Raw genomic sequence first — 21,883 nt, 5'->3', positions numbered from 1 at the left:
GATCGGACTAGGTTCGTAGTTCATGAGTGATGACGCCAGTCGTCTGTCCACATCCGCCGACGCCCCCGAAGGCCCGGCACCGTCGCGGCTGAGTTCGGTCAACTGGACGGTGTTCATCTCCTCGGGTGTCATCGTCCTCGCCTTCGCGATCTGGGCGCTGGCCACCCCGGACACCGCCGAGACGGTCATCGGCGACGTCCGCGACTTCATCACCCGCTGGTTCGGGTGGTGGTACTTCATCCTCGCCACCGCCATCGTCGGGCTCGTGGTGTTCCTCGGCCTCAGCAAGTACGGCCGCTACCGGTTGGGCCCGGAGGAGTCCCGTCCCGAGTACAGCCTGTTCACCTGGACGTCGATGCTGTTCGCCGCCGGAATCGGCATCGACCTGATGTTCTTCTCGGTCGCCGAGCCGGTGACCCACTTCCTCAACCCGCCCACCGGTGTCGCGGAGTCCAACTACGCCGCACGCGAGGCCGTCACCTGGACCGTCTTCCACTACGGCATCACCGGTTGGGCCATGTATGCGCTGATGGGTGGCGCTCTGGCGTATTTCGCGTTCCGCCACAACCTCCCGCTGACCATCCGGGCGGCCCTCTACCCGATCTTCGGCAAACGCATCGAAGGACGCTGGGGTGATGCCATCGACGTCGCGGCCGTCCTCGGCACCATCTTCGGCATCGCGACGTCGTTGGGCATCGGCGTCGTGCAGCTCAATTTCGGGCTCAACGAGATCTTCGGCATCGAGCAGGGCAAGGCGGCGCAGATCGGGCTCATCGTGTTGTCGGTGGTGATCGCGACAGCCTCGGCGACATCCGGTGTGGACAAGGGAATCCGGCGTCTGTCGGAGATCAACGTGATCCTCGCCATCGCGATGCTGATCTACATCACCGTCGCCAAGGACGCCGACTTCCTCCTCAACGGGCTGGTGCAGAACGCGGGCGACTACGTCTCGACCTTCGCCGACCGCACCCTCAACACCTTCGCGTGGGATCAGGTGAACCCGCCGCCGGGCAACGACGCCCGCGCCTTCGTCGACGGCTGGACGCTGTTCTTCTGGGCCTGGTGGGTCGCCTGGGCGCCGTTCGTCGGGCTGTTCCTGGCCCGCATCTCGCGCGGACGTACGTTGCGGCAGTTCGTGTTCGGCGTTCTGGTGGTGCCCTTCAGCTTCATCCTGGTGTGGATCTCCATCTTCGGCAACAGCGCACTCGCCGTGGCCCGCGGCGACCAGGACTTCGCCGAGACGACGGCATCGACCCCGGAGGCGGGCTTCTATTCGTTGCTCGAGCAGTACCCGGGTTCGACGCTGCTCATCGGCGTCGCGACCATCACCGGTCTCCTGTTCTACGTCACCAGCGCCGACTCGGGGTCGCTGGTGATGGGCAACTTCACCAGCAGGCTCACCGACCCGATGGCCGACTGCGCGCAGCCGCTGCGCATCTTCTGGTCGGTGGCGATCGGCTTGTTGACGCTCTCGATGCTCTTCGCCGGCGGTGCGGACGGGTCGATCCTCACGCTGCAGGCCGCCACGGTCATCATGGGCCTGCCGTTCTCGTTCGTCCTCGGCCTGATCGGCGTCTCACTGCTGCGAGCCGTGCGCAACGAGTCGGTCAAACTCGACAGCTACCGCACCACCCTGCCCAAGGTGATCGCCGTCGGTCGCGGGCCGACCGAACACGGCAGCTGGCGACAACGACTCATCGGCACGCTCCGCTTCTCGGGCCGCACCGCGACGCGCAAGTTCATCACCTCGTCGGTGATCCCGGCGATGATCGAGGTGGCCGAACAGTTCGGCAGGGAGGGCATCACCGCGACCGTCGACGAGTCGGCCACCAACGAGGGCCTGCCGTCGCCCCGCCTCATCGTCGAGCTCGCCGAGGTCGCACGATTCGAGTACTGCGTGTGGCCGGTCTCCGCGCCGACCCCCACATACGCGGTTCGTTCGCAGCGCTCGGACGACCGGTACTTCCGTTGCGAGGTGTACCTCACCGAAGGGTCACAAGGTTATTCGCTTTCCGGGTACACCCGAGAGCAGATCATCGGCGACATCCTCGACCAGTACGAACGGCATCTCGGCTATCTCCACCTCCGCGATGCGGCCGCCGACCACCACGACCACGCCGATCCCGACGCCGACCCCGACGCCGACCCCGACGCGGTCACCGTCGCAGACGCGCACACACCCGATTCCACCCCCGAAGGAGCTGCTCCATGAGCGACACCTTGTACATCGACGGCCGGTGGTGCGCCGCCGCATCCGGGGAGACCCGTGAGATCCGTTGTCCAGCAGACAATTCAGTGGTCGGAGTGGTGGCCGAGGCCGACGCCGCCGACACCGAGGCCGCCATCGCCGCCGCGCGCCGCGCCTTCGACGACGGCCGCTGGAGTGCCACGCCCGCCGCCGAGCGCGGCGACCTGCTTCTCCGAGTGGCCGACCAGATCGACACCCGCAGAGATGAATTCGTCCGAGCGGAGACCCTGGACACCGGCAAGCGGCCGTACGAGTCGGACCTGGACATGACCGACATCGCGAACTGCTTCCGCTACTTCGGCAAGCTCGCCGCGTCCGACGCCGGTCGAGTGGTCGACGCCGGCTCCCCCGATGCCGACTCGCGGATCGTCCACGAACCGGTCGGCGTATGCGGACTCATCACGCCGTGGAACTACCCACTACTGCAGGCCGCGTGGAAGGTTGCTCCGGCACTCGCCGCGGGCAACACCTTTGTCCTCAAACCCGCGGAGCTGACCCCGCACACCTCCATCCTGCTGATGGAGGTCCTCGACGGTCTCGGCCTCCCGGCCGGCGTCGCCAACCTCGTCCTCGGTGCGGGCGCCGGGGCCGGCGCACCGTTGTCGTCGCACCCCGACGTCGATCTGGTCTCCTTCACCGGCGGATTGGTGACCGGCCGGGTCATCGCCCGCGAGGCCGCCGCGACCATCAAGAAGGTGGCGCTCGAACTCGGCGGCAAGAACCCGAACGTCGTGTTCGCCGATGCCTGCGCCACCGACGAGCTGCTGGCCGCCGCCGTCGACAACGCCCTCAACGCCGCATTCCTGCACTCCGGTCAGGTCTGCTCGGCCGGCGCACGCCTCATCATCGAGGAGTCGGCCCACGATCGGTTCGTCGACGAACTGGTCCGCCGCGCAGAACAGATCAGGCTCGGCCTCCCCTACTCCGAGGGCACCGAGACCGGCCCTCTCATCTCCGAGGCGCACCGGGACAAGGTGCACGCCTACGTCGAACAGGCGCGCGCCGAGGGCGCGATCATCCGGACCGGCGGGGCCTTCGCGACCGGCGATCACGGATCGGGCAGTCTCGACGACGGCTGGTTCTACCTTCCCACCGTGATCGATCGCGCCGACCGTTCGATGGCGTGTGTGCAGGACGAGGCCTTCGGACCCACCGTCACGGTGGAGACCTTCACCACCGAGGACGAGGCCGTGACGCTGGCCAACGACACCGTGTACGGCCTGGCCGGAGCGGTGTGGTCGGCCGATGCCGCCCGCGCCCGCCGGATCGCTGCGCGTGTTCGGGCAGGAACCGTGTGGGTCAACGACTTCGGGCCGTACCTACCGGAGGCCGAGTGGGGTGGCTACGGGCAGTCCGGCTTCGGGCGTGAGCTGGGGCCGTCGGGTCTGGCGGAATACCGCGAGACCAAGCATGTGTACGAGAACCTCCGGCCGGGAGTGACCGGCTGGTTCGCCGACAGGGACGAACAGGGCCGGGGTCACGACCAGCGAGGGAGTAACCAGTGAGCAACGCCCAGCGCACCGAGACCTACGACTATGTGGTCGTCGGGGGCGGTTCGGCCGGGGCGGCGGTGGCGTCGCGCCTCTCCGAGGACCCGTCGGTCACCGTGTGCCTCCTGGAGGCCGGACCCTCCGATGTCGGCGACGAGGCGATACTGCGTCTCGACCGGTGGATGGAGCTGCTCGAATCAGGGTACGACTGGGACTATCCCATCGAGCCGCAGGAGAACGGCAACGACTTCATGCGGCACGCACGCGCGAAGGTGTTGGGCGGGTGCAGTTCTCACAACAGCTGCATCGCCTTCTGGGCGCCCCGTGAGGATCTCGACTCGTGGGAGCGGGACTTCGGCTGCGCCGGCTGGGGGGCGGCGGAGTTGTACCGCCTCTACCCGCAGATCGAGACCAACGACGCGCCCGGTGATCACCACGGTCGCAGCGGACCCGTCCACATCATGTCCGTGCCGCCGAACGACCCGTGCGGCGTCGCGGTGCTCGACGCGTGTGAGTCGGTCGGCATCCCGCGCGTCGAGTTCAACAGCGGGACCACCGTTGTCAACGGCGCGAACTTCTTCCAGATCAACCGGCGTCCCGACGGCGTCCGCGCGTCGTCGTCGGTGAGTTACCTGCATCCGCATCTCGACCGCCCGAACCTGACCGTCCGCACCGGCTCCTGGGCCAAGCGCATCGTCATCGACAACGTCGACGGGGAACTGCGTGCCGTCGGGGTGGACATCACCGACAACGCCTTCGGGCGGACCACGCGCATCGGGGCCGACCGTGAGGTGATCCTGTCCGCCGGCGCGATCGATTCTCCGAAACTGTTGATGCTCTCCGGGATCGGCCCGGCCGACGATCTCCGCGAGCACGAGATCGACGTCCTGGTGGACTCGCCGGGCGTCGGCGAGCACCTCCAGGACCACCCCGAGGGTGTCATCGGCTTCGAGACGAAGAAGCCGATGACGCAGGAGTCCACGCAGTGGTGGGAGGCAGGGATCTTCACCACGGTCGATGACAACCTGGACCGGCCGGACCTGATGATGCACTACGGCAGCGTCCCGTTCGACATGCACACGCTGCGCCAGGGCTATCCGACCAGCGACAACACCTTCTGCCTGACCCCCAACGTCACCCACGCCCGATCACGGGGCACGGTTCGCCTGCGTTCCCGCGACTTCCGCGACAAGCCGCGCGTCGACCCCCGGTACTTCACCGACGTCGAGGGCTACGACATGCGCATCATGATCGCGGGCCTACGCAAGGCACGCGAGATCGCCGCTGCCGCGCCGTTGTCGGAATGGGTTGCGCGCGAGCTCTATCCGGGACCGGACACGACGAGCGACGCCGAACTCGCCGACTACATCACCCGCACACACAACACCGTCTACCACCCGGTCGGCACCGTCCGGATGGGTCCGCCCGACGACGAGCTGTCGCCACTCGACCCCGAACTGCGGGTCAAGGGCGTCGCCGGCCTGCGGGTCGCCGACGCGTCGGTCTTCCCCGAGCACACGACGGTGAACCCGAACATCACCGTCATGCTCGTCGGCGAACGGTGCGCGGAGTTGGTCGCGGGGAGCCGCTGAACAGTCATACTTCCGGTCCGCTTCGTCTGGGGCGCGACGATCGCTGATTCACCGTGGCACACCGGCGACGCTTCGCCGCGGTGTTCCCCGATGCGCACTTCGTCGAGGTGCCCGACGCCCTGACGTTCGTGTCGCTCGACGCGCCGCGAGCCGTCGTCGAAGAGATCATCACCGGCACCACCCGATCGGCCACGTAGAAATACTTTTCCGATCGACCGTCGGATTGTGGGGCCCACGGACGACGATGAGGGTGTGAGCAACCAAACGGGTCTCCGGGGACAGGGACCAGAGGGTTTGCTGGCGGTGTACGACCAGGCACTGCCGGCAGTCTACGGTTTCGTCATCCGACGATGCCCCGACCGCCGAACCGCCGAGGACATCACCTCCGAAACCTTCCTGGCCGCGATGGACACCGTCCGTCGGCATCGCACCACCGAACCCAGCACGCCGTGGCTGATCGGCATCGCCCGCCACAAACTCGCAGATCATTGGCGGCGCGCACAGCGCACCCCCGAACCGGTCGACGAGCTACCCGAGCAGCGCGACGACCCCTGGGACACCGAACTCGACCGGCTGGTCGCCCACCAGACACTCGGTCAACTGTCGCCGATCCACCGCTCGGTACTGACGCTGCGCTACGTCGACGACCTACCCGTGGCCGACTGCGCCGAGATCCTCGACCGCACGGTCGGGGCAACCGAGGCACTGCTCACCCGGGCCAAGCGGGCGTTCCGTGCCGCCTACCCCGAACAACAACCTCAGACCAGCGGGAGAGGGGGTCACGTATGAGCACCCGGAACAACACCAGGTTCGGTGAGTCGCGGGAGCCGTTGCACGCCCTGCGCGCCGCCGACACCCCTGGTTTCGACGCACCCGTCGCACCCGACGCCGGCTTCGCAGCCACACTGCGCGACCGGCTCGAGCGCGGGGCATCACTACCCGAAGGAGTCATCATGGCCACCGCAACCCAACTGGACGAGCCGGCTGTCGCGACCTCGGCCGAATCCCCGAGCGTCGTCGAACGCCCCGGCGCCCTCCCCTATCTGGTCGTGGCCCAACCCCAGGCGGCGATCGACTGGTACATCGACAATCTCGGTGCACGCCTGCGCGGCGAACCGATCGTCATGGAAGACGGCGTGATCGGTCATGCCGAACTGGAGATAGGCGGTGGTGCAATCTATCTCGCGGCCGAGTTTCCCGACCTCGGTCTCCGTTCCCCCGCGCCCGGCCACGTGTCGGTGAGCCTGATGCTCGCCGTCGACGACACCGACGACGCCGCCGCGACCGCGGCCCGTGGCGGCGCGGCAGTGACCCGCGAACCGTACGAGGGATACGGCGCCCGCACAGCGGTCATCGTCGACCCGTTCGGGCATCGCTGGATGTTGAGCGGGCCGTCGAAGACACAGCTGTCCAACCGGATTCACCAGGGCGACATCGGCTACATGTCGATCAACACACCCGACGCGACGCGCGCACGCCGCTTCTACGGCAGCGTCCTCGGCTGGCAGTTCGATCCGCAGGGCCGGCGGGTCACCAACGTCGGACACCGGTTGGGTGTCTTCGAGATCGAGGGTGTGCCAACCGTGTTCTGCGCCTACGCGGTCGACGACCTCGAGGCCGCGTACGAGCGCATCGTCGCGGCCGGCGGACGCGGCGAGTTCGGGTCGAGTCCGGATGGTCGACGAGTGATCGATGCCGTCGACGACCAGGGCGTGCGTTTCGCGGTGTACGCCGCCGAACCCGGCGACGTCCGGCCCGACCAGCACTCCCGCAACCTCGGCGCGATGACCTATCTGACCGTCCTCACCCCCGACAGCGTCCGCTACCGCGCCTTCTACGGCACGGTCCTCGGCTGGACGTTCCACGGCGGCCGGATCGACGACGGTTGGGAGGCCGACGACTCCCGTCCCCAGGTCGGGATCGCCGGCGGCGCCGACACATCGGTGGCGGTCCCGATGTGGGTGACCGACGACGTCGTGGCGGCCGTCGAACGCGTTCGTGCCGCCGGCGGAACCGTGCTGGAGGAACCGAGCACCGCCCCCTACGGGATCTCGGCACGGTGCACCGACGACCAGGGGGCCGAGTTCTACCTCGGGCAGTTGTTCTGATGCAGGACCGATGGAGCGACGACAGCCGAGCCCGCTGCTGGTCGGGGCGTCCGGTTCAGCACCCCGGGGTGGCGCTGAGGACGTTGCGCAGTGCATTCAGCGAGTCCGGCCGCGCGCGGTAGTAGACGTTCATCCCCCGCCGGTCGGGTGTGACCATGCCCGCTTTGCGCAGCTGACCCAGGTGGTGACTCGTCGTGGCTTCGGTGAGTCCGACCGCGGCCGCGAGGTCGCACGTGCAGATGCCGCCGCCGTGGTCCGCGAGCAGGATCGAGACGAGCTTGATCCGCACAGGGTCGGCAAGCGCCTTGAGCCGCAAGGCGATCTCCAGCGCGGCATCGTCATCGAGCGGCGCCGCCGACACCGGCGCGCAACAGATCGGGGAACTCATATCGACCATCGGCAAGGTCTTCGGCATGACCCGACCGTACCCGCCTTATTGACATATGTCGAAAAGGTGAGCACTCTGCATGGTGACCGTAGTTAGATATATGTCTCAGAGGTGAAGGTGATGGCCATGTCCCGTATGCAGCTCGCGCTCAACGTTGATGATCTCGATACCGCGATCGAGTTCTACTCCAAGCTGTTCAACACCGCCCCGGCCAAACGTAAGCCGGGGTACGCCAACTTCGCGGTCGTCGAGCCTCCGCTGAAACTCGTGCTTCTGGAGAATCCCGGCCGAGGCGGCACGATCAACCACCTCGGCGTCGAGGTCGAATCCAGCGAGAAGGTGCACGCCGAGATCGCCCGGCTGTCCGGCGAGGGCCTGTTCACGCAGGAGGAGATCAACTCCACCTGTTGTTTCGCGACCCAGGACAAGGTGTGGGTGACCGGGCCGGCGAACGAGAAGTGGGAGGTCTACACCGTGCTCGCCGACTCCGACACCTTCGGGACCAGCCCGAAACTGTTGGAACAGAACGCCGTCGATGACGCCGACAAAGGTCCGGCGTGCTGTGGGGGCAGCTCCGCCGACCCGGCCGAGGCGCGCACAGCCTGCTGCTGACGAGCCGCAGCTCGCGCTCTCGCCTACCGCGTAATGCGGTCGGTGAGGGCGCGGATCCGGTCGGTGATGTCGTCGCGGATCAGGCGCATCCGTTCGATGCCGTCAATGCCACGTTCGGAGGGTTCGTCGGTGTTCCACACCTCGAGGGCAATGCCCTCCGGTGCGGTGACGTCGGCAGTGCCGACCACCACGACCAGATCCGCTGCGCGCATCAGATCGTCGGTGAGTTGCCGCGGTTGATGTCCGGCGACGTCGGCACCGACCTCGGCGAGTACCCGGGCGGACAGTTCGTTGACCTGGCCGCCGATCTTCGCACCGGTTCCAGCGGACGACGCCGCGATCCGATCGGTGACCGTCGGCGTGAGATGTTCGGCCATCACGGATTTGCCGCGGTTGCTCACACACACGAAGAGCACATCGATGGGTTCAGGCATGGCGAACGCGCTCCCCGGTTGAGTTGGTGTTTGCGGTGAAGCGTTTCCGCAGTGCGAGGGACACGTAGACGAGGGCGACGAGGACCGGGACCTCGATGAGTGGTCCGATGACCCCGGCGAGGGCTTGGCCGGAGGTCGCACCGTAGGTGGCGATCGCGACGGCTATCGCGAGCTCGAAGTTGTTGCCGGCGGCGGTGAACGCGAGTGTGGTGGTGCGCTCGTACCCCAATCCCATCGCGGCGCCGAGAACGAACCCACCGCCCCACATCACCGCGAAGTAGATCAGCAGCGGTACAGCGATCCGCACGACGTCCCAGGGCTCAGAGGTGATTCGCTCACCCTGCAACGCGAAGAGGATGACGATGGTGAACAGCAGGCCGTAGAGCGCCCACGGACCCAGGCGCGGCAGAAACGACGACTCGTACCACTCGCGGCCCTTGGTCCGTTCGCCGATGCGTCGGGTGAGATAGCCCGCGGCCAGCGGGATTCCGAGGAAGATCAGCACCGACTTCGCGATCTGCCACGGCGAGGCGTCGATGGTCGTCTGCTCCAGGCCGAGCCAGCCGGGCAACACCGAGAGATAGAACCAGCCCAGCACGGCGAACATCACCACCTGGAACACCGAGTTCAGGGCGACCAGCACCGCAGCGGCTTCGCGGTCGCCGCACGCCAGGTCGTTCCAGATGATGACCATGGCGATACATCGGGCCAGACCGACGATGATCAGTCCGGTGCGGTACTCGGGCAGGTCCGGAAGCAGAAGCCAGGCCAGCGCGAACATCAATGCCGGTCCGATGATCCAGTTGAGCACCAGCGACCCGAGCAGCAAGCGACGATCACCGGTGACCGAGTCGAGTCGGTCGTAGCGCACCTTGGCCAGCACCGGGTACATCATGATCAGCAGTCCGAGGGCGATCGGCAGCGAGATGCCGTCGAGCTCTACCGACGCCAGGGTGTCTCCCAGACCCGGGACAGCCCGGCCGAGCAGCAGTCCGGCGACCATCGCCGCGCCGATCCACACCGGCAGGAACCGGTCCAGCATCGACAACTTGCCCGCGACCGCGGTGTCGGCGGTGTTCACTGGCCCGCCTCGCACGAGCGGGACTCCCCCACCACCGACGCGAGGCTGTCCATGAGGCCGGCCAGTTGTTGCAGCGCAGAGGTGTTCACGCGGTAGTACACCCAGGTCGCCCGGCGCTCGCTGGTCACCAGGCCTGCTTCCCGGAGCACTTTGAGATGGTGCGAGATCGTCGGTTGCGACAGGTTGAACGGTCCGGAGATGTCACACACACACGCTTCCCCTCCCGGGTGCGCGGCAACCTCCGACAGCAACCGCAACCGGACCGGGTCCGCGAGCGCCTTCAACAACGGGGTGACAGCCCCGATCTCGTCACCACTCAGGCCGCGGGCCGGTGAGAGGAGCACATTCTTATTCGACACCTGTCAATATTGACACACGTCGATTCAGTTCAGGACGTCATCCCACGAGCAGACCGGCGACCAGGACCGCGACCGCGGCGGTGGTCAGCAGAGATCGCGCAATGTTCCAGGGCACCCAGACGGCGGTGAACTCCGACCACATCCGGACCGCTTCCTCTCCTCGTACGTCACCGGCGGCGTCGAGGCGGTTGTTGGCCGGAACGTTGACCGCCATCGTGATGACGACACCGAGGAGTGTCAGGAGTGTCGCCGCGACCACCCACCATCGCAAGCCGGTGTCCCATGACGTCCAGGCACTCAGCACGCCGAACACCACGCCGCCGCCGAAGATGACGGCGAACAGCGGGTTGAGAATGGACCTGTTCATCCGCTGCATCGCAGGGACCGCTATCTCGGCGCCGGCGCGGGTGAGTCCGGGGATCACGGCATAGCCGAACCCGGCCAGTACGCCGGCGCTGAGCCCGGTGGTCACGACCGTCAACGTCACCAAGACGTCCCGCAGCAGATCCATGGGACCAGTTCACCGTGTCCGGCCTCGAAACGCCATGGTCATATCGCCGGCGATTCGCGGTCCGGCCCCGACGGCACCGGGCCCCGAACCGTCCGTCAGCGGCCATGGTTGACTCTTAGCCATGTCCTCTCGCTCCCGCGCCCGGACCCTTTCCGCGCGCCTGCCGTTCGGCATCGGGACCGTCGTGTTGTTCCTCTGCGCCGCGCTGCTGATCACCGGCGGAGTGGTTCTCGCGAGCGGCGATTCGCGGGTCGACAACGCCGACTACGCCTACGGCGAGCTGCGCGACTATCACCGTGCACCCACCATCGGGTGGACCATCGTCGGCCAGGAGGACCTGCCCGATTACCGCGGTGAGGTCACGATCGAGGTTGCCGACACCTCCGACGAGGGCTGGCTCATCTCCTATCCGTCGGGCCTGGGCCGCTCGTTTGCGATGGTGGATCGCCGCACCGGAAAGATGCTGTGGGACAGCCCCGTCAACGCGGGTCAGGGCGACTGCGCGGTCAACGAAGCAGGCCAGGTGGGATGCGCGGTCCAGCTGGGCAACCTGCTCGACGACGGCTTCTACCTCGTCGACGATGCCGGCGTCCCCACCCAGACCTCCGAGTACTCCGACACCAAGAAGGTGGAGGGACTCGGCACCAACTTCCTGCGCGTCAACAAGGTGGGACATCAGGTCTCGCTGAACACGCCGAGCGGCAACAGCATCTGGGCCCGTACGTTCGCGGCTCCGGTCATCGAGATCGACGTCACCGGTGACATCGTGATCGTCAAGACCGCCGACGCCAGCCAGCACCTGGTGAACCCGACCACCGGCGACGACCGGATCGGCTGCGACCAGTGCACCATCCGGCTCTACCCGACCGGCGTGGCCGTCCACCATCAGGAGTACGGCAACGAACGGGTGGTGACCTACGCCACCGTCAACGGGCGCGTCGACCCGGACCCCGTCGCCGAGGCCGACGGCCTCCAGGTGCTCGCCGGGCCGTCGACGCTGCCGGTACTCAACGCCGCCAACCGCATCTTCGCCGCGGAGGGTCAGTACGAGGTCCGGGACCCGGCGCGGTCGGGCGCCCTGTGGCAGATCAGCGACACCGAACTGTCGAAGGCGAACGCCGTCTCCTGCGGGTCGCTGGTGAACTTCGGTCTCCGTGACGGCTCGCGCACCACCTACGCGCTCGCCGACGGCCGGCACGTCGGCATGGGGCCCCCGCCGGGACCGGAGCAGCCGATCCTCGCGAACCCCGCGTGCGTCGGGTCCACGGGCACCACGATGATCGTCGCCAATCAGGGCGTGCTGACGGCGCTCACCCCGGAGAACACCGTGGCCTGGGAACAGAGCCTGACCACCCCCGGTCTGATCCGCGTGCTCGACGGTTACATCGTGGTCAGCGAGGGCAGCACCCTGTCTCTTCTGCGCCCGAACTGACGACTTCCGACGGCCCGCCGGGACCTGTTTCGGGACCGTATGTGCCCCGTCTCACAGAGATGTCCCGATTTTTCGCTTACCTGCATAGACACAAAGCAGCGTCGGCGTCCAGACCATTATTGATCACAGGATCATAACGCTTTGCTCACATTGAGGTGTACGGTCGGTCCGGTTCAGAGAGCACGAACCACCAGATGTACACGCGAGGTCGATCAGTTTTGGGTAAGCACTCCAAGCCACGGGGAAAATTCGGGCCACGGGGGAAACTCGGGCCACGGAACTTCGGGCCACGGCAGAAGAGACGGACAGCGTTGTGGGCCACGGCCCTGCTGCCGGTCGGCGTCCTCGCCGGCGCCGCCACTGCCGGCGCGGAGCTGTCCAGCCACACCGCAGCCCCCACCCCGGTCTCCGCTCCCCAGTCGAGCGTCGACTCCACGACGACGCCTCCCACGGTCACACCCGTGGTCGAGGCCCATCCGATCGCTCCGCCGCCCCCGGTGCGCCCCGCGAGTGTGACCACCGGTGCGGTGCCTGCGACGAACTACGACGCCTACGAGGCCGCTGCGAACTCCGTGAAGATCACCCACCCGCGATGCAACATCGACTGGAAGGTCATCGCCGGGATCGGCAAGGTGGAGTCCCATCACGCCGACCACGGCAACGTGGCGCCCGACGGCGCACTGCGCAGCGCGATCTTCGGCCCGCGCCTCGACGGCACCCTGGCGGGCAACGAGGTCATCAACGACACCGACGGCGGCCAGCTCGACGGTGACGCCGCCTACGACCGCGCAGTCGGCCCCATGCAGTTCCTGCCGTCGACCTGGAAGGCGTACGCCGCCGATGGCAACAAGGACGGGAAGTCCGACCCGCAGAACATCTTCGACGCCGCGTTGACCACCGCGAACTACCTGTGCGACGGGAACCTCGACCTGCGCGACCCGTCGTCGCTGGTCACCGCGGTCCTGCGCTACAACAACTCGATGGACTACGTGAACAAGGTCCTCGGCTTCGCTCGCGTGTACTGATCGTCCCCGCCTGAACGCCGGTCAGTCCTGAGACAGAAACGCCTGCAGCGCAGCGGAATACATGGGCACATCGGCGACGCCCATCAGTTCGCGCGCCGAATGCATGGCGAGCTGGGGCGCACCGACGTCGATCGTCGTCAACCCGGTACGGGACGCGGTGATCGGCCCGATGGTCGATCCGCACGGCAGATCGGCCCGATGCACGTACCGCTGCATGGGCACCCCGGCGGTGTCACAGGCGAGCGCGAAGATGGCCTCGCCCAACGCATCTGACGCATAGCGCAGGTTCTGGTTCACCTTGAGCACCGGTCCGCCGCCGATCGTGATGCGGTGACCGGGCTCGTGCCGTTCGGGATAGTTCGGATGGGTGGCGTGGGCCATGTCGCCCGACAAGCACACACTCGCCGCCATCGCCTGCAGGAAGTCGGCGCGAGAACCGCCGCGTGCCAACACGATCCGCTCACAGATCGAGGCCAGAAAGTCCGATGCAGCCCCACGCTCGGACCCGCTGCCGACCTCTTCGTGGTCGAACAGCACGAGCATCCGGGTATGTGTCGTCGACGACCCGTCCAGCAGTGCGCGCAGCCCGGCGTAGCAGGTGCCCTGATTGTCCAGACGCGGTGCGCTGAGCAGGTTCTCGCCGGCACCGACGATCGCCGACGGCGCGGCGTCGTGGGTCATCAGCTCCCACCCGAGAAGAGCGTCGGGATCGATGCCCGCATACTCCGACACCCAGCGCAGGACATCGGGGACGGCGTCGCCGAGACCCCAGATCCCATCCACGTGGCGTTGCGGGTCGAGCGTGACGCCCTTGCGGTCCTCCGACAGATGAATCGCGAGTTGCGGCACCCGCAGCACCGGCTCGGTCACGTGAACCAGCGTGTGCGCCACGCCCTCTGCCGATCGATATGCGAGGCGACCGGACAGGCCCAGATCGCGGTCGAGCCATGAGTTCAGCCATGCGCCGCCGTAGGGTTCGAGCGCGACCATCGCCACCCCCGCCGAGGACCGGTCCGGATGCTGTTTGACCCGCAGGTTGGGGCTGTCGGTGTGCCCACCGACGATGCGGAACGCCCCGGCCTCACCGGCCTGCCAGGCGATGATGGAGCCGCCCCGGATGACGTAGTGACGCGCCGCCGGTGCACTCAGCTCGGTCGACGACCATTCCCTGTCCTCGAAAAGCCGTGTGTAACCGGCGGTCTCGAGCTCACGGGCCACGGTTGCACAGACATGGAACGGCGACGGCGAGGCGTCGACGAACTCTCCCAGCCCGAAAGCGGTTGCGCTGGTCGGCAGCTTCGGAGACGGGGTGCGCGGTGACGATGCCATGGACCCGGAGCCGCTCACGCCGAGGCGAGTACCGAGTCGATCACCGAGTAGAACAGACCGAGACCGTCATCGCTGGGACCGGTGAGCGCCTCGGTGGCGTGTTCAGGGTGGGGCATGAGCCCGACGATCCGCCCGTCAGGACTGGAGATGCCCGCGATGTCGAGTGCCGACCCGTTGGGGTTGCGCTCGGGGAACCGGAACACGATCTGCCCCTCGCCCTCGAGCTCCTCGAGCTTGCGCTGCGACGCCACGTAGCGCCCCTCGCCGGACTTGAGCGGGATGAGGATCTCGGCGTTCCGCTCGAATCGGGTGGTCCACGCGGTGGTGTTGGACTCCACCCGCAGCCACTCGTCGCGACAGATGAAATGCAGCCCCTCGTTACGGGTCAGGGCACCGGGCAGCAGTCCGGCCTCACACAACACCTGAAAACCGTTGCAGATGCCGAGGACCGGCATGCCCTTGCCCGCGGCCTCGACGACCGAACCCATGACCGGCGCGAAGCGGGCGATGGCTCCGGCGCGCAGGTAGTCACCGTAGGAGAAACCGCCCGGCACGATGATCGCGTCGACCCCTTTGAGGTCGGCGTCGCCGTGCCACAGGGCGACGGGCTCGGCGCCCGCCAGCCTGACCGCACGGGCGGCGTCCACGTCGTCCAGGGTTCCGGGGAAGGTGATGACCCCGATGCGTGCTGTCATCGCGGCGCTACTCCGCGACTCGGGACACGTTGAAGTTCTCGATGACCGTGTTGGTCAGGAGCTCTTCGGCGATGCGCTCGAGGGTGGCGTCGTCGACCGAGTCGTCGACCTCGAGTTCGAATCGCTTGCCCTGACGGACGTCGCCGATGCCGCTGAAACCGAGTCGGCCCAGGGCGCCGACGATGGCCTGCCCCTGCGGATCGAGAATCTCGGCTTTGGGCATCACGTCGACCACCACTCGCGCCATGGCACGGCTCCTCAATGTTGCTGTCAGTACTCGCTGGTCACCTTACCGGGTGCGCAGATGCACTCAGAGCACGGATTCGATGGCGGCGATCACCGTGGGATCGGTGGGCTCGGTGCGGGGGCGGAACCGGTTGACGACCTGTCCGTCGGCGTCGACGAGAAACTTCTCGAAGTTCCACTGGATGTCGCCGGCCTCGCCGTCGGCGTCGGCGTGCCGGGTCAGCTCGGCGTAGAGCGGATGCCGGTCGTCGCCGTTGACATCGGTCTTCTCCAGCAGCGGGAAGGTGACGCCGTAGGTGGTCGAGCAGAAGGTCGCGATCTCCTCCGCCGTGCCGGGCTCCTGACCCATGAACTGGTTGCACGGGACGCCCACGACCGTGAGCCCCTTGTCGCCGTAGGTCTTCGCGAGCTCCTCGAGTCCGGCGTACTGCGGGGTCAGACCGCATTTGCTGGCGACGTTGACGACCAGCAGCGGACCGCTGAAATCGCTCAACGAGACGTCGGAGCCGTCGAGGGAGGTGACCGGGATGTTCTTGATGTTGCCCATGAACGCAAGGCTAGCCGCCGTCGCCGGAAACGGATCACTGAGACGGGGATCACCCGAGCCGTTGGATATGTGCGATGTCACATCACTTGCATTATTGCAATAGTTGCATCCGCGTTAGCATTTTCGGGTGTCTCGGAATTCCACCTGCGCTTTCGGCGCCGACGATCCGGTGAGTGCCGCATCGTCGGCTCTCATCGCGTTCCTGGACAAGCTGACCGACGTCAGCCGGCCCGAGACCATGGAGAGCCTGGCGGCCACCGATCTCACCTTCTCGCAGTTCCGCACACTCTGCGCGCTGGGCTGCCATTCCGGCCCCATGCCCGTCAACGCGCTCGCCGACCGGGTTCAACTGTCGTTCGCGGCCGCGGGGCGCACCGTCGACAAACTGGTCAGCAGCGGCCTGGTCGATCGACGCGAGGACCCGGCCGATCGTCGGGTCAAACGGATCTCCCTCACCGCCGAGGGCCAGAGCTTCCTGGAAAGCCACTTCGCCGTGGCCCAGGAACCCGTTCGCCGGTTCGTCAGCGCCCTCCCCGCCGAACTCAGAGACAACCTCCGGGCGGCGTTGAGCCCCATCGTCGACGACGAGGTCGACTACTTCCGAGCACCCGCAGAATCCGGCCACCGGGCGCCATGACCACACCGAATCGCCCGCAGCCGCACAGTTCTACGTCCGACCGATAGGAAGCACTCCCATGACATCCTCCACCGGGGGCCACCTGCACGAGGGCCCACCAGACACCAAGCTGGACAAACGTGTCCTGATGATCGCCGGTGTGGTCGTGCTCGGCGCGATCATGTCGATCCTCGACGTCACCGTCGTCGCCGTCGCACAGAACACCTTCCAGCAGGAGTTCAACACCGACGCCGCCGGCGCCGCATGGACCGCGACGGGTTACACGCTCGCGCTCGCCGCGGTGATCCCGCTGTCCAGCTGGGCGGCCTCGCGTTTCGGCACCAAAAAGGTGTATCTGGTCTCGCTGGTCCTGTTCACCCTCGGTTCCGTGCTGTGTGCGCTGGCCCCGAACATCGGCATGTTGGTCGCGTTCCGCGTGATCCAGGGTCTCGGCGGCGGAATGCTGATGCCGATCGGCATGATGATGCTGACCAAGGCCGCGGGCCCCGAGCGCGTGGGTTCGGTCATGGCGGTTCTCGGCATCCCGATGCTCCTCGGTCCGATCTCGGGTCCCATCCTCGGCGGCGTCCTCATCGAGCAGCTGAGCTGGCACTGGATCTTCCTGATCAACGTCCCCATCGGTATCGGCGCACTGATCTTCTCCTGGATCGTCCTGCGCGACGACGCGGTGCCCACCCGTTCCTCGATCGACGTCGTGGGTCTGCTCCTGCTGTCCCCGGGTCTGGCGCTGTTCCTGTTCGGCATCTCCTCGAGCGCCGAGCACCGTACCTTCATGTCGGGCACGGTGCTGATCCCCGCGATCATCGGCGCGATCCTCATCGTGGCGTTCGTCTTCCACGCACTGCGTAAGAAGAACCCGCTGCTCGATCTGCGCCTGTTCAAGAACCGCACCCTGAGCATCTCGGTGATGACCATGGTGCTGTTCATGATCGCCTTCTTCGGCGCGGCACTGCTGTTCCCGCAGTACTTCATCGGCGTGCGGGGCGAGTCGACCCTGATGGCAGGCCTGCTGCTGGCACCGCAGGGCCTCGGCGCCATGCTGACCATGCCGATCGCCGGGCGTCTCACCGACAAGATGGGACCGGGCAAGTTCGTACTGGCCGGCATCGTCCTGATCGTGCTCGGGCTGGGCACGTTCATGTTCCTCGGCGCCGACACCTCCTACTGGCTCATCTGCGGCTCGCTGTTCGTCCAGGGCCTCGGCATGGGCATGACGATGATGCCGATCATGTCGTCGGCGCTGGCCACCCTGAACAACAAACAGGTGCCCGACGGTTCGACGCTGCTCAACGTGATCCAGCAGTCGGCCACCTCGATCGGCACCGCCGTGATCTCGGTGATCCTGGCCAGCAGCCTGGCCAGCCACCCGCAGGCCGGCCTCGCGATCATGGCCAACACCTCCGACGGCCCGCTGCCCGAGGGTGTCCCGGATCCCCTGCCGGAGTCGTTCTTCGAGACCGCCGCGGACGTGTTCTCCAGCACCTTCACCATCTCGGTGGTCCTGATCGTGCTCACGCTCATTCCGGCGTTCTTCCTGCCGCGCAAGAGGATCGCCCCGGCGCTCACCGAAGAGGACGCGGACCGCGGTCCGATCATGATGCACTGACCGGTTCGACGAACAAGCCCCACCGACCCTCGAGTCGGTGGGGCTTTTTCGGTGTACTCAGCTCTCGAGCGCGCCCGACTGCTGCAGGATCCACGCGATCTCGAAGGCGACCTCTTCCCACTGCTTGTACCGGCCGCTGACTCCGCCGTGGCCTGCCGTCATCTCCGTCTTCAGCAGGATCGGATTGTCCGACGTCGACTTCTCCTGCAGCCGGGCAACCCATTTGGCGGCCTCGGTGTACAGCACGCGGGTGTCGTTGAGCGAGGTGAGCGCCAGGATCGGCGGGTACGGTTTCGCCTCGACGTTCTCATAGGGCGTGTAGGTCTTCATGTACTCGTAGACCTTCGGGTCGTGGAGCGGATCGCCCCACTCGTCCCACTCGATCACCGTGAGCGGCAGCGACGGATCGAGGATCGAGTTCAGCGCATCCACGAACGGCACCGACGCCAGGATGCCGTTGAACAGCTCCGGCGCGAGGTTGGCGACCGCACCCACCAGGAGGCCGCCCGCCGAACCACCTTCGGCGACCATCTGCTGCGGTGTGGTCCACCCTGATTCGACGAGATACCGGCCGGCGGCGACGAAGTCGGTGAAGGTGTTCTTCTTGCTGAGTTCTTTACCGTTCTCGTACCAGTACCGGCCCATCTCGCCACCGCCACGGATGTGGGCGAGGACGAAGACCATGCCGCGGTCGAGCATCGACAGCCGCGCCACCGAGAAGTACGGGTCGATGCTGGCCTCGTAGGAGCCGTACCCGTACAGCAGGAGCGGAGCAGGCTTGGCGGCGTCGGTCTCCTTGCGCCGCACCACCGACAGCGGGATCCGGGTGCCGTCGTCGGCGGTCGCCCATTCGCGGGACTGGACGTAATCGGCCGGGTCGTAGCCGCCGAGCACGGGCTGACGCTTGAGCAGCGTGCGTTCACCGGTGGCGACGTCGAGTTCGAACAACTCGGCCGGTTCGATGAAGCTGCCGTAACCGATCCGCAGCTTCGGCGCACTCCACTCCGGGTTGGCCGCGAGGCCCGCCGAGCTGAGCTCCTGGGTGAAGGCAACCTCGCGGAAGTCCGACTCGACCGGGAGGCCGTCGATCTGACGGAGGTCGGCGATGGCCAGGCGCGGCAAGGCATCTCGCCGATATGACAGCACCAGGTAGTCGGCGAAGGCATCGAGGTCCTCGACACGACGTTGCGGGTCGTGCGCGATGAGCTCCGTGCGGGCGGTCGGGTCGTCGACCGGGGCGAGATCGATGGCGAAGTTCTCCGCCTTCACCCCGTCGCGGACCTCGTTGTGCACGATGACGAGGTAGTCCTCGCCACCGATGACCGCATGTTCGACGCTGTACTCCACACCGTCGACCCGTGGTGCGACACTCCGGAATTCACCGGTCGGATCGTCGGCGGCGAGCAGGTAGCTCTCCGAGGTGATCTTCGATCCGACACCGATCACGAGGTACTTGTCGCTGCGGGTGGTCCCCATGCCGACCCAGAACCGTTCGTCGGGCTCGTGGAAGACCTTGACGTCGTCGGTCCCGGCGCCGATGTCGTGGCGCCACACGGTGTCCGGACGCCACGCGGCGTCGACCGTCGAGTAGAAGACATGTCGGGCGTCGGACGACCACACCGCGCTGCCCGAGGTGTCGGCGACCTCCTCGGCGAGGACGTCGCCCGTGCGAAGGTCCTTGATGCGCAACGTGTATCGCTCGTCGCCGACGAGGTCGGTGCTGTAGGCGAGCCAGTTTCCGTCGTCGCTGACGGTCAGTGCGCCCAGGCTGAAGAAGTCGTGCCCCTCCGCCTCCACATTGGCGTCGAGCAGGATCTCCTCCCCCGGTAACGCATCGTCGCCGACCTCCGGTGGGGTCCAGTCGTCGTCGGAGCGGATGGGGCACCGGCAGGACGTCGCGTACTGCTTGCCCTCGTGGGTGCGCCCGTAGTACCAGTACTTGCCGCGCCGGTTGGGCACCGACATGTCGGTTTCCTTGGTGCGGCTCTTGATCTCGTCGAAGATCTGCTTGCGCAGGTCGGCCAGCTGTTCGGTGTGCGACTCGGTGAAGGCGTTCTGCGCCTCGAGGTAGGCGATCACGTCGGGATCGTTCTTGTCGCGCAACCATTCATAGTCGTCGACGAAGGTGTCGCCGTGATGGGTGCGTTCGGTGGGCACCTTTTTGGCCACCGGCGGGGTCACGGTCTGGGGGGTCACGGGCATCTGCTCGTCGTTCACGGTCGAACCTCCGCATCGGGCCAGTCGGCAAAGGACTTCTGCGAAATCCATTCGTACGCGTCGATGTAGCGCTGTCGGGTACGCGTGACGACGTCGTCGGGCAGTGACGGCGGGGCGACATCCGACGCCCGGTCCCACCCGGATTCGGGACCGGTGAGCCAGTTCCGGACGATCTGCTTGTCGAAACTGGGCTGTACCTTGCCAGGTTCGTAGGCGGCGGCGTCCCAGTACCGCGACGAGTCCGGGGTCAGCACCTCGTCGGCGAGCACCAGCTCTCCATCGACTCCGCGGCCGAACTCGAACTTGGTGTCGGCGAGGATGATCCCGCGTTCTGCCGCCACCGCCGCGCCGCGTGCGTAGATGTCGAGAGTCGCCGAACGCAACGCCTCGGCGAGCTCGGCGCCCTCGGTCTCCACCACCCGCTCGAAGCTGATGTTCTCGTCGTGCTCACCCTGCTCGGCCTTGGTGGCCGGGGTGAAGATGGGCTCGGGCAGCTTGCTCGCCTCGGACAGTCCCGCCGGGAGTTCGACGCCGCACACCGCGCCGGTCGCCTGATAGTCCAGCAGCCCCGACCCGGTCAGATAACCGCGGGCGACGCATTCGACCTGAACCATCGGCAGGCGCCGCACGACCATCGACCGGCCGACCACCTCGGCCGGGATACGTGCGTCGGTGGGGCCGCCGGCGAGGTGGTTGGGAACGCCGAGCTCGTCGAACCAGAAGAAGCTCATCGCCGTCAGGATGCGTCCCTTGTCGGGGATCGCGGGGGTCAGGATGTGGTCGTAGGCGGAGATCCGATCCGTCGCCACCAACAGGAGGGTGTCGGCGTCGATCTCGTAGATCTCGCGGACCTTCCCCGACGCCAGATGTCGGTAGGACTGCAGTTCAGGACGCATGGACTCGACCCTAGAGGTTCGGCGGGCGACGGGGGACGGCAGGCTCTGACATTCTTGACCGATGACCGCACCCCACATCACCATCACCTACTGCACGCAGTGCAACTGGTTGCTGCGGGCGTCGTGGATGGCGTCGGAGCTGCTGAACACCTTCGGCACCGAGATCGGCTCGGTGACACTGGTCCCCGGCACCGGCGGGGTCTTCCACATCGACGTCGACGGCACCCAGATCTGGGAACGCAAGCGCGACGGCGGTTTCCCCGGCGCCCCCGAACTCAAGAGGCTGGTCCGCGACGTCGCGCTACCCGACTGGAACCTGGGGCACGCGGACGCCACGACACCTGAGTGACCTCGATACGCGGCGTCCTCGCTACTCGGCCGACGCTACTCGGCCAGCGGAGATGCACCCGCCCCCACGCTGGTTGAGTAG

23 protein-coding genes are annotated in these 21,883 nt (G+C 66.9%); 12 read left to right on the top strand and 11 right to left on the bottom strand.

The features are described 5' to 3' along the window. Window positions 1–22: 22 nt before the first annotated feature. From betT to H1R19_RS03620, 6 genes are all read left to right on the top strand, one after another. Entirely contained in the window at window positions 23–2,212 is a 2,190-nt protein-coding gene (betT, locus tag H1R19_RS03645) for a choline BCCT transporter BetT (RefSeq protein ID WP_244970860.1), read from the top strand. Next, complete coding sequence (locus tag H1R19_RS03640; RefSeq protein WP_219850592.1) at window positions 2,209–3,753, top strand: aldehyde dehydrogenase family protein; 1,545 nt, start codon at window positions 2,209–2,211, stop codon at window positions 3,751–3,753. Before betT ends, H1R19_RS03640 begins: the two co-directional genes overlap by 4 nt. Next, a complete protein-coding gene (locus H1R19_RS03635; protein ID WP_219850591.1) occupies window positions 3,750–5,330 on the top strand; it encodes a GMC family oxidoreductase in 1,581 nt (526 codons plus the stop codon). Before H1R19_RS03640 ends, H1R19_RS03635 begins: the two co-directional genes overlap by 4 nt. A gap of 53 nt (window positions 5,331–5,383) precedes the next feature. Then, window positions 5,384–5,527 (top strand): hypothetical protein, encoded by a 144-nt coding sequence (locus tag H1R19_RS03630; protein ID WP_244970859.1) that lies wholly within the window; start codon window positions 5,384–5,386, stop codon window positions 5,525–5,527. A gap of 97 nt (window positions 5,528–5,624) precedes the next feature. Then, complete coding sequence (locus H1R19_RS03625; protein WP_219851511.1) at window positions 5,625–6,119, top strand: RNA polymerase sigma factor; 495 nt, start codon at window positions 5,625–5,627, stop codon at window positions 6,117–6,119. Next, complete coding sequence (locus H1R19_RS03620; protein ID WP_219850590.1) at window positions 6,116–7,438, top strand: VOC family protein; 1,323 nt, start codon at window positions 6,116–6,118, stop codon at window positions 7,436–7,438. Before H1R19_RS03625 ends, H1R19_RS03620 begins: the two co-directional genes overlap by 4 nt. Window positions 7,439–7,493: 55 nt before the next feature. On the opposite strand, the gene H1R19_RS03615 is transcribed toward H1R19_RS03620, so the two are convergent. Beyond that, the gene (locus H1R19_RS03615) at window positions 7,494–7,853 is read right to left on the bottom strand and encodes an Rv2640c family ArsR-like transcriptional regulator (RefSeq protein ID WP_219850589.1); all 360 of its coding nucleotides are present in this window, start codon (window positions 7,851–7,853) and stop codon (window positions 7,494–7,496) included. 99 nt (window positions 7,854–7,952) lie between these two features. On the opposite strand from H1R19_RS03615, the gene H1R19_RS03610 reads away from it, so the two are divergent. Next, complete coding sequence (locus tag H1R19_RS03610) at window positions 7,953–8,438, top strand: ArsI/CadI family heavy metal resistance metalloenzyme (protein ID WP_188329727.1); 486 nt, start codon at window positions 7,953–7,955, stop codon at window positions 8,436–8,438. 23 nt (window positions 8,439–8,461) lie between these two features. Here H1R19_RS03610 and H1R19_RS03605 read toward each other — a convergent pair whose 3' ends face one another. The 4 genes from H1R19_RS03605 to H1R19_RS03590 are packed head-to-tail and all read right to left on the bottom strand — an operon-like array spanning window position 8,462 to window position 10,823. Continuing rightward, window positions 8,462–8,872 (bottom strand): arsenate-mycothiol transferase ArsC, encoded by a 411-nt coding sequence (locus H1R19_RS03605; RefSeq protein ID WP_188329465.1) that lies wholly within the window; start codon window positions 8,870–8,872, stop codon window positions 8,462–8,464. Then, entirely contained in the window at window positions 8,865–9,953 is a 1,089-nt protein-coding gene (gene arsB, locus H1R19_RS03600; protein ID WP_280527228.1) for an ACR3 family arsenite efflux transporter, read from the bottom strand. The genes H1R19_RS03605 and arsB overlap by 8 nt, the downstream gene beginning before the upstream one ends. Next, entirely contained in the window at window positions 9,950–10,312 is a 363-nt protein-coding gene (locus tag H1R19_RS03595; RefSeq protein ID WP_219850588.1) for an ArsR/SmtB family transcription factor, read from the bottom strand. Before H1R19_RS03595 ends, arsB begins: the two co-directional genes overlap by 4 nt. 37 nt (window positions 10,313–10,349) lie before the next feature. Beyond that, complete coding sequence (locus H1R19_RS03590; protein ID WP_219850587.1) at window positions 10,350–10,823, bottom strand: anthrone oxygenase family protein; 474 nt, start codon at window positions 10,821–10,823, stop codon at window positions 10,350–10,352. 121 nt (window positions 10,824–10,944) lie between these two features. On the opposite strand from H1R19_RS03590, the gene H1R19_RS03585 reads away from it, so the two are divergent. Together H1R19_RS03585 and H1R19_RS03580 are read left to right on the top strand one after the other, a co-directional pair. Continuing rightward, on the top strand, window positions 10,945–12,255 hold the full coding sequence (locus H1R19_RS03585) for a PQQ-binding-like beta-propeller repeat protein (protein WP_219850586.1): 1,311 nt from the start codon (window positions 10,945–10,947) through the stop codon (window positions 12,253–12,255). A 218-nt stretch (window positions 12,256–12,473) separates the two neighbouring features. Then, window positions 12,474–13,280 (top strand): lytic transglycosylase domain-containing protein, encoded by an 807-nt coding sequence (locus H1R19_RS03580; RefSeq protein WP_372631601.1) that lies wholly within the window; start codon window positions 12,474–12,476, stop codon window positions 13,278–13,280. Window positions 13,281–13,301: 21 nt separating this feature from the next. Here H1R19_RS03580 and H1R19_RS03575 read toward each other — a convergent pair whose 3' ends face one another. From H1R19_RS03575 to H1R19_RS03560, 4 genes are all read right to left on the bottom strand, one after another. Continuing rightward, window positions 13,302–14,609: a M18 family aminopeptidase gene (locus H1R19_RS03575; RefSeq protein WP_219850584.1), complete on the bottom strand. Its 1,308-nt coding sequence runs from the start codon at window positions 14,607–14,609 to the stop codon at window positions 13,302–13,304. Between the two features lie 14 nt (window positions 14,610–14,623). Beyond that, window positions 14,624–15,304, bottom strand: a complete 681-nt coding sequence (gene purQ, locus H1R19_RS03570; protein ID WP_188329459.1) for a phosphoribosylformylglycinamidine synthase subunit PurQ — start codon at window positions 15,302–15,304, stop codon at window positions 14,624–14,626. Between the two features lie 7 nt (window positions 15,305–15,311). Further along, window positions 15,312–15,551 carry a phosphoribosylformylglycinamidine synthase subunit PurS gene (purS, locus tag H1R19_RS03565; RefSeq protein ID WP_188329458.1) on the bottom strand — a complete coding sequence of 80 codons (240 nt, stop codon included), beginning with the start codon at window positions 15,549–15,551 and terminating at the stop codon, window positions 15,312–15,314. 63 nt (window positions 15,552–15,614) lie between these two features. After that, window positions 15,615–16,097, bottom strand: a complete 483-nt coding sequence (locus H1R19_RS03560; RefSeq protein ID WP_188329457.1) for a glutathione peroxidase — start codon at window positions 16,095–16,097, stop codon at window positions 15,615–15,617. Window positions 16,098–16,224: 127 nt separating this feature from the next. On the opposite strand from H1R19_RS03560, the gene H1R19_RS03555 reads away from it, so the two are divergent. Both H1R19_RS03555 and H1R19_RS03550 read left to right on the top strand, forming a co-directional pair. Beyond that, window positions 16,225–16,734 carry a MarR family winged helix-turn-helix transcriptional regulator gene (locus tag H1R19_RS03555; RefSeq protein WP_188329456.1) on the top strand — a complete coding sequence of 170 codons (510 nt, stop codon included), beginning with the start codon at window positions 16,225–16,227 and terminating at the stop codon, window positions 16,732–16,734. A gap of 58 nt (window positions 16,735–16,792) precedes the next feature. Beyond that, complete coding sequence (locus H1R19_RS03550) at window positions 16,793–18,340, top strand: DHA2 family efflux MFS transporter permease subunit (RefSeq protein WP_219850583.1); 1,548 nt, start codon at window positions 16,793–16,795, stop codon at window positions 18,338–18,340. 57 nt (window positions 18,341–18,397) lie between these two features. Here H1R19_RS03550 and H1R19_RS03545 read toward each other — a convergent pair whose 3' ends face one another. Then, window positions 18,398–20,542 carry a S9 family peptidase gene (locus tag H1R19_RS03545; protein WP_219851510.1) on the bottom strand — a complete coding sequence of 715 codons (2,145 nt, stop codon included), beginning with the start codon at window positions 20,540–20,542 and terminating at the stop codon, window positions 18,398–18,400. An 11-nt stretch (window positions 20,543–20,553) separates the two neighbouring features. After that, window positions 20,554–21,453 (bottom strand): phosphoribosylaminoimidazolesuccinocarboxamide synthase, encoded by a 900-nt coding sequence (locus H1R19_RS03540; protein WP_219850582.1) that lies wholly within the window; start codon window positions 21,451–21,453, stop codon window positions 20,554–20,556. Between the two features lie 61 nt (window positions 21,454–21,514). Between H1R19_RS03540 and H1R19_RS03535 the strand changes: the two genes are divergently transcribed. Then, window positions 21,515–21,802: an Rdx family protein gene (locus tag H1R19_RS03535; RefSeq protein ID WP_219850581.1), complete on the top strand. Its 288-nt coding sequence runs from the start codon at window positions 21,515–21,517 to the stop codon at window positions 21,800–21,802. The last annotated feature ends 81 nt before the right edge of the window (window positions 21,803–21,883 follow it).

Source organism: Gordonia jinghuaiqii (assembly GCF_014041935.1).
Classification (GTDB): Bacteria; Actinomycetota; Actinomycetes; order Mycobacteriales; family Mycobacteriaceae; genus Gordonia; species Gordonia jinghuaiqii.
Note: the sequence above shows the minus strand (reverse complement) of the source record. Positions and strands in the feature narration are given on the sequence as shown.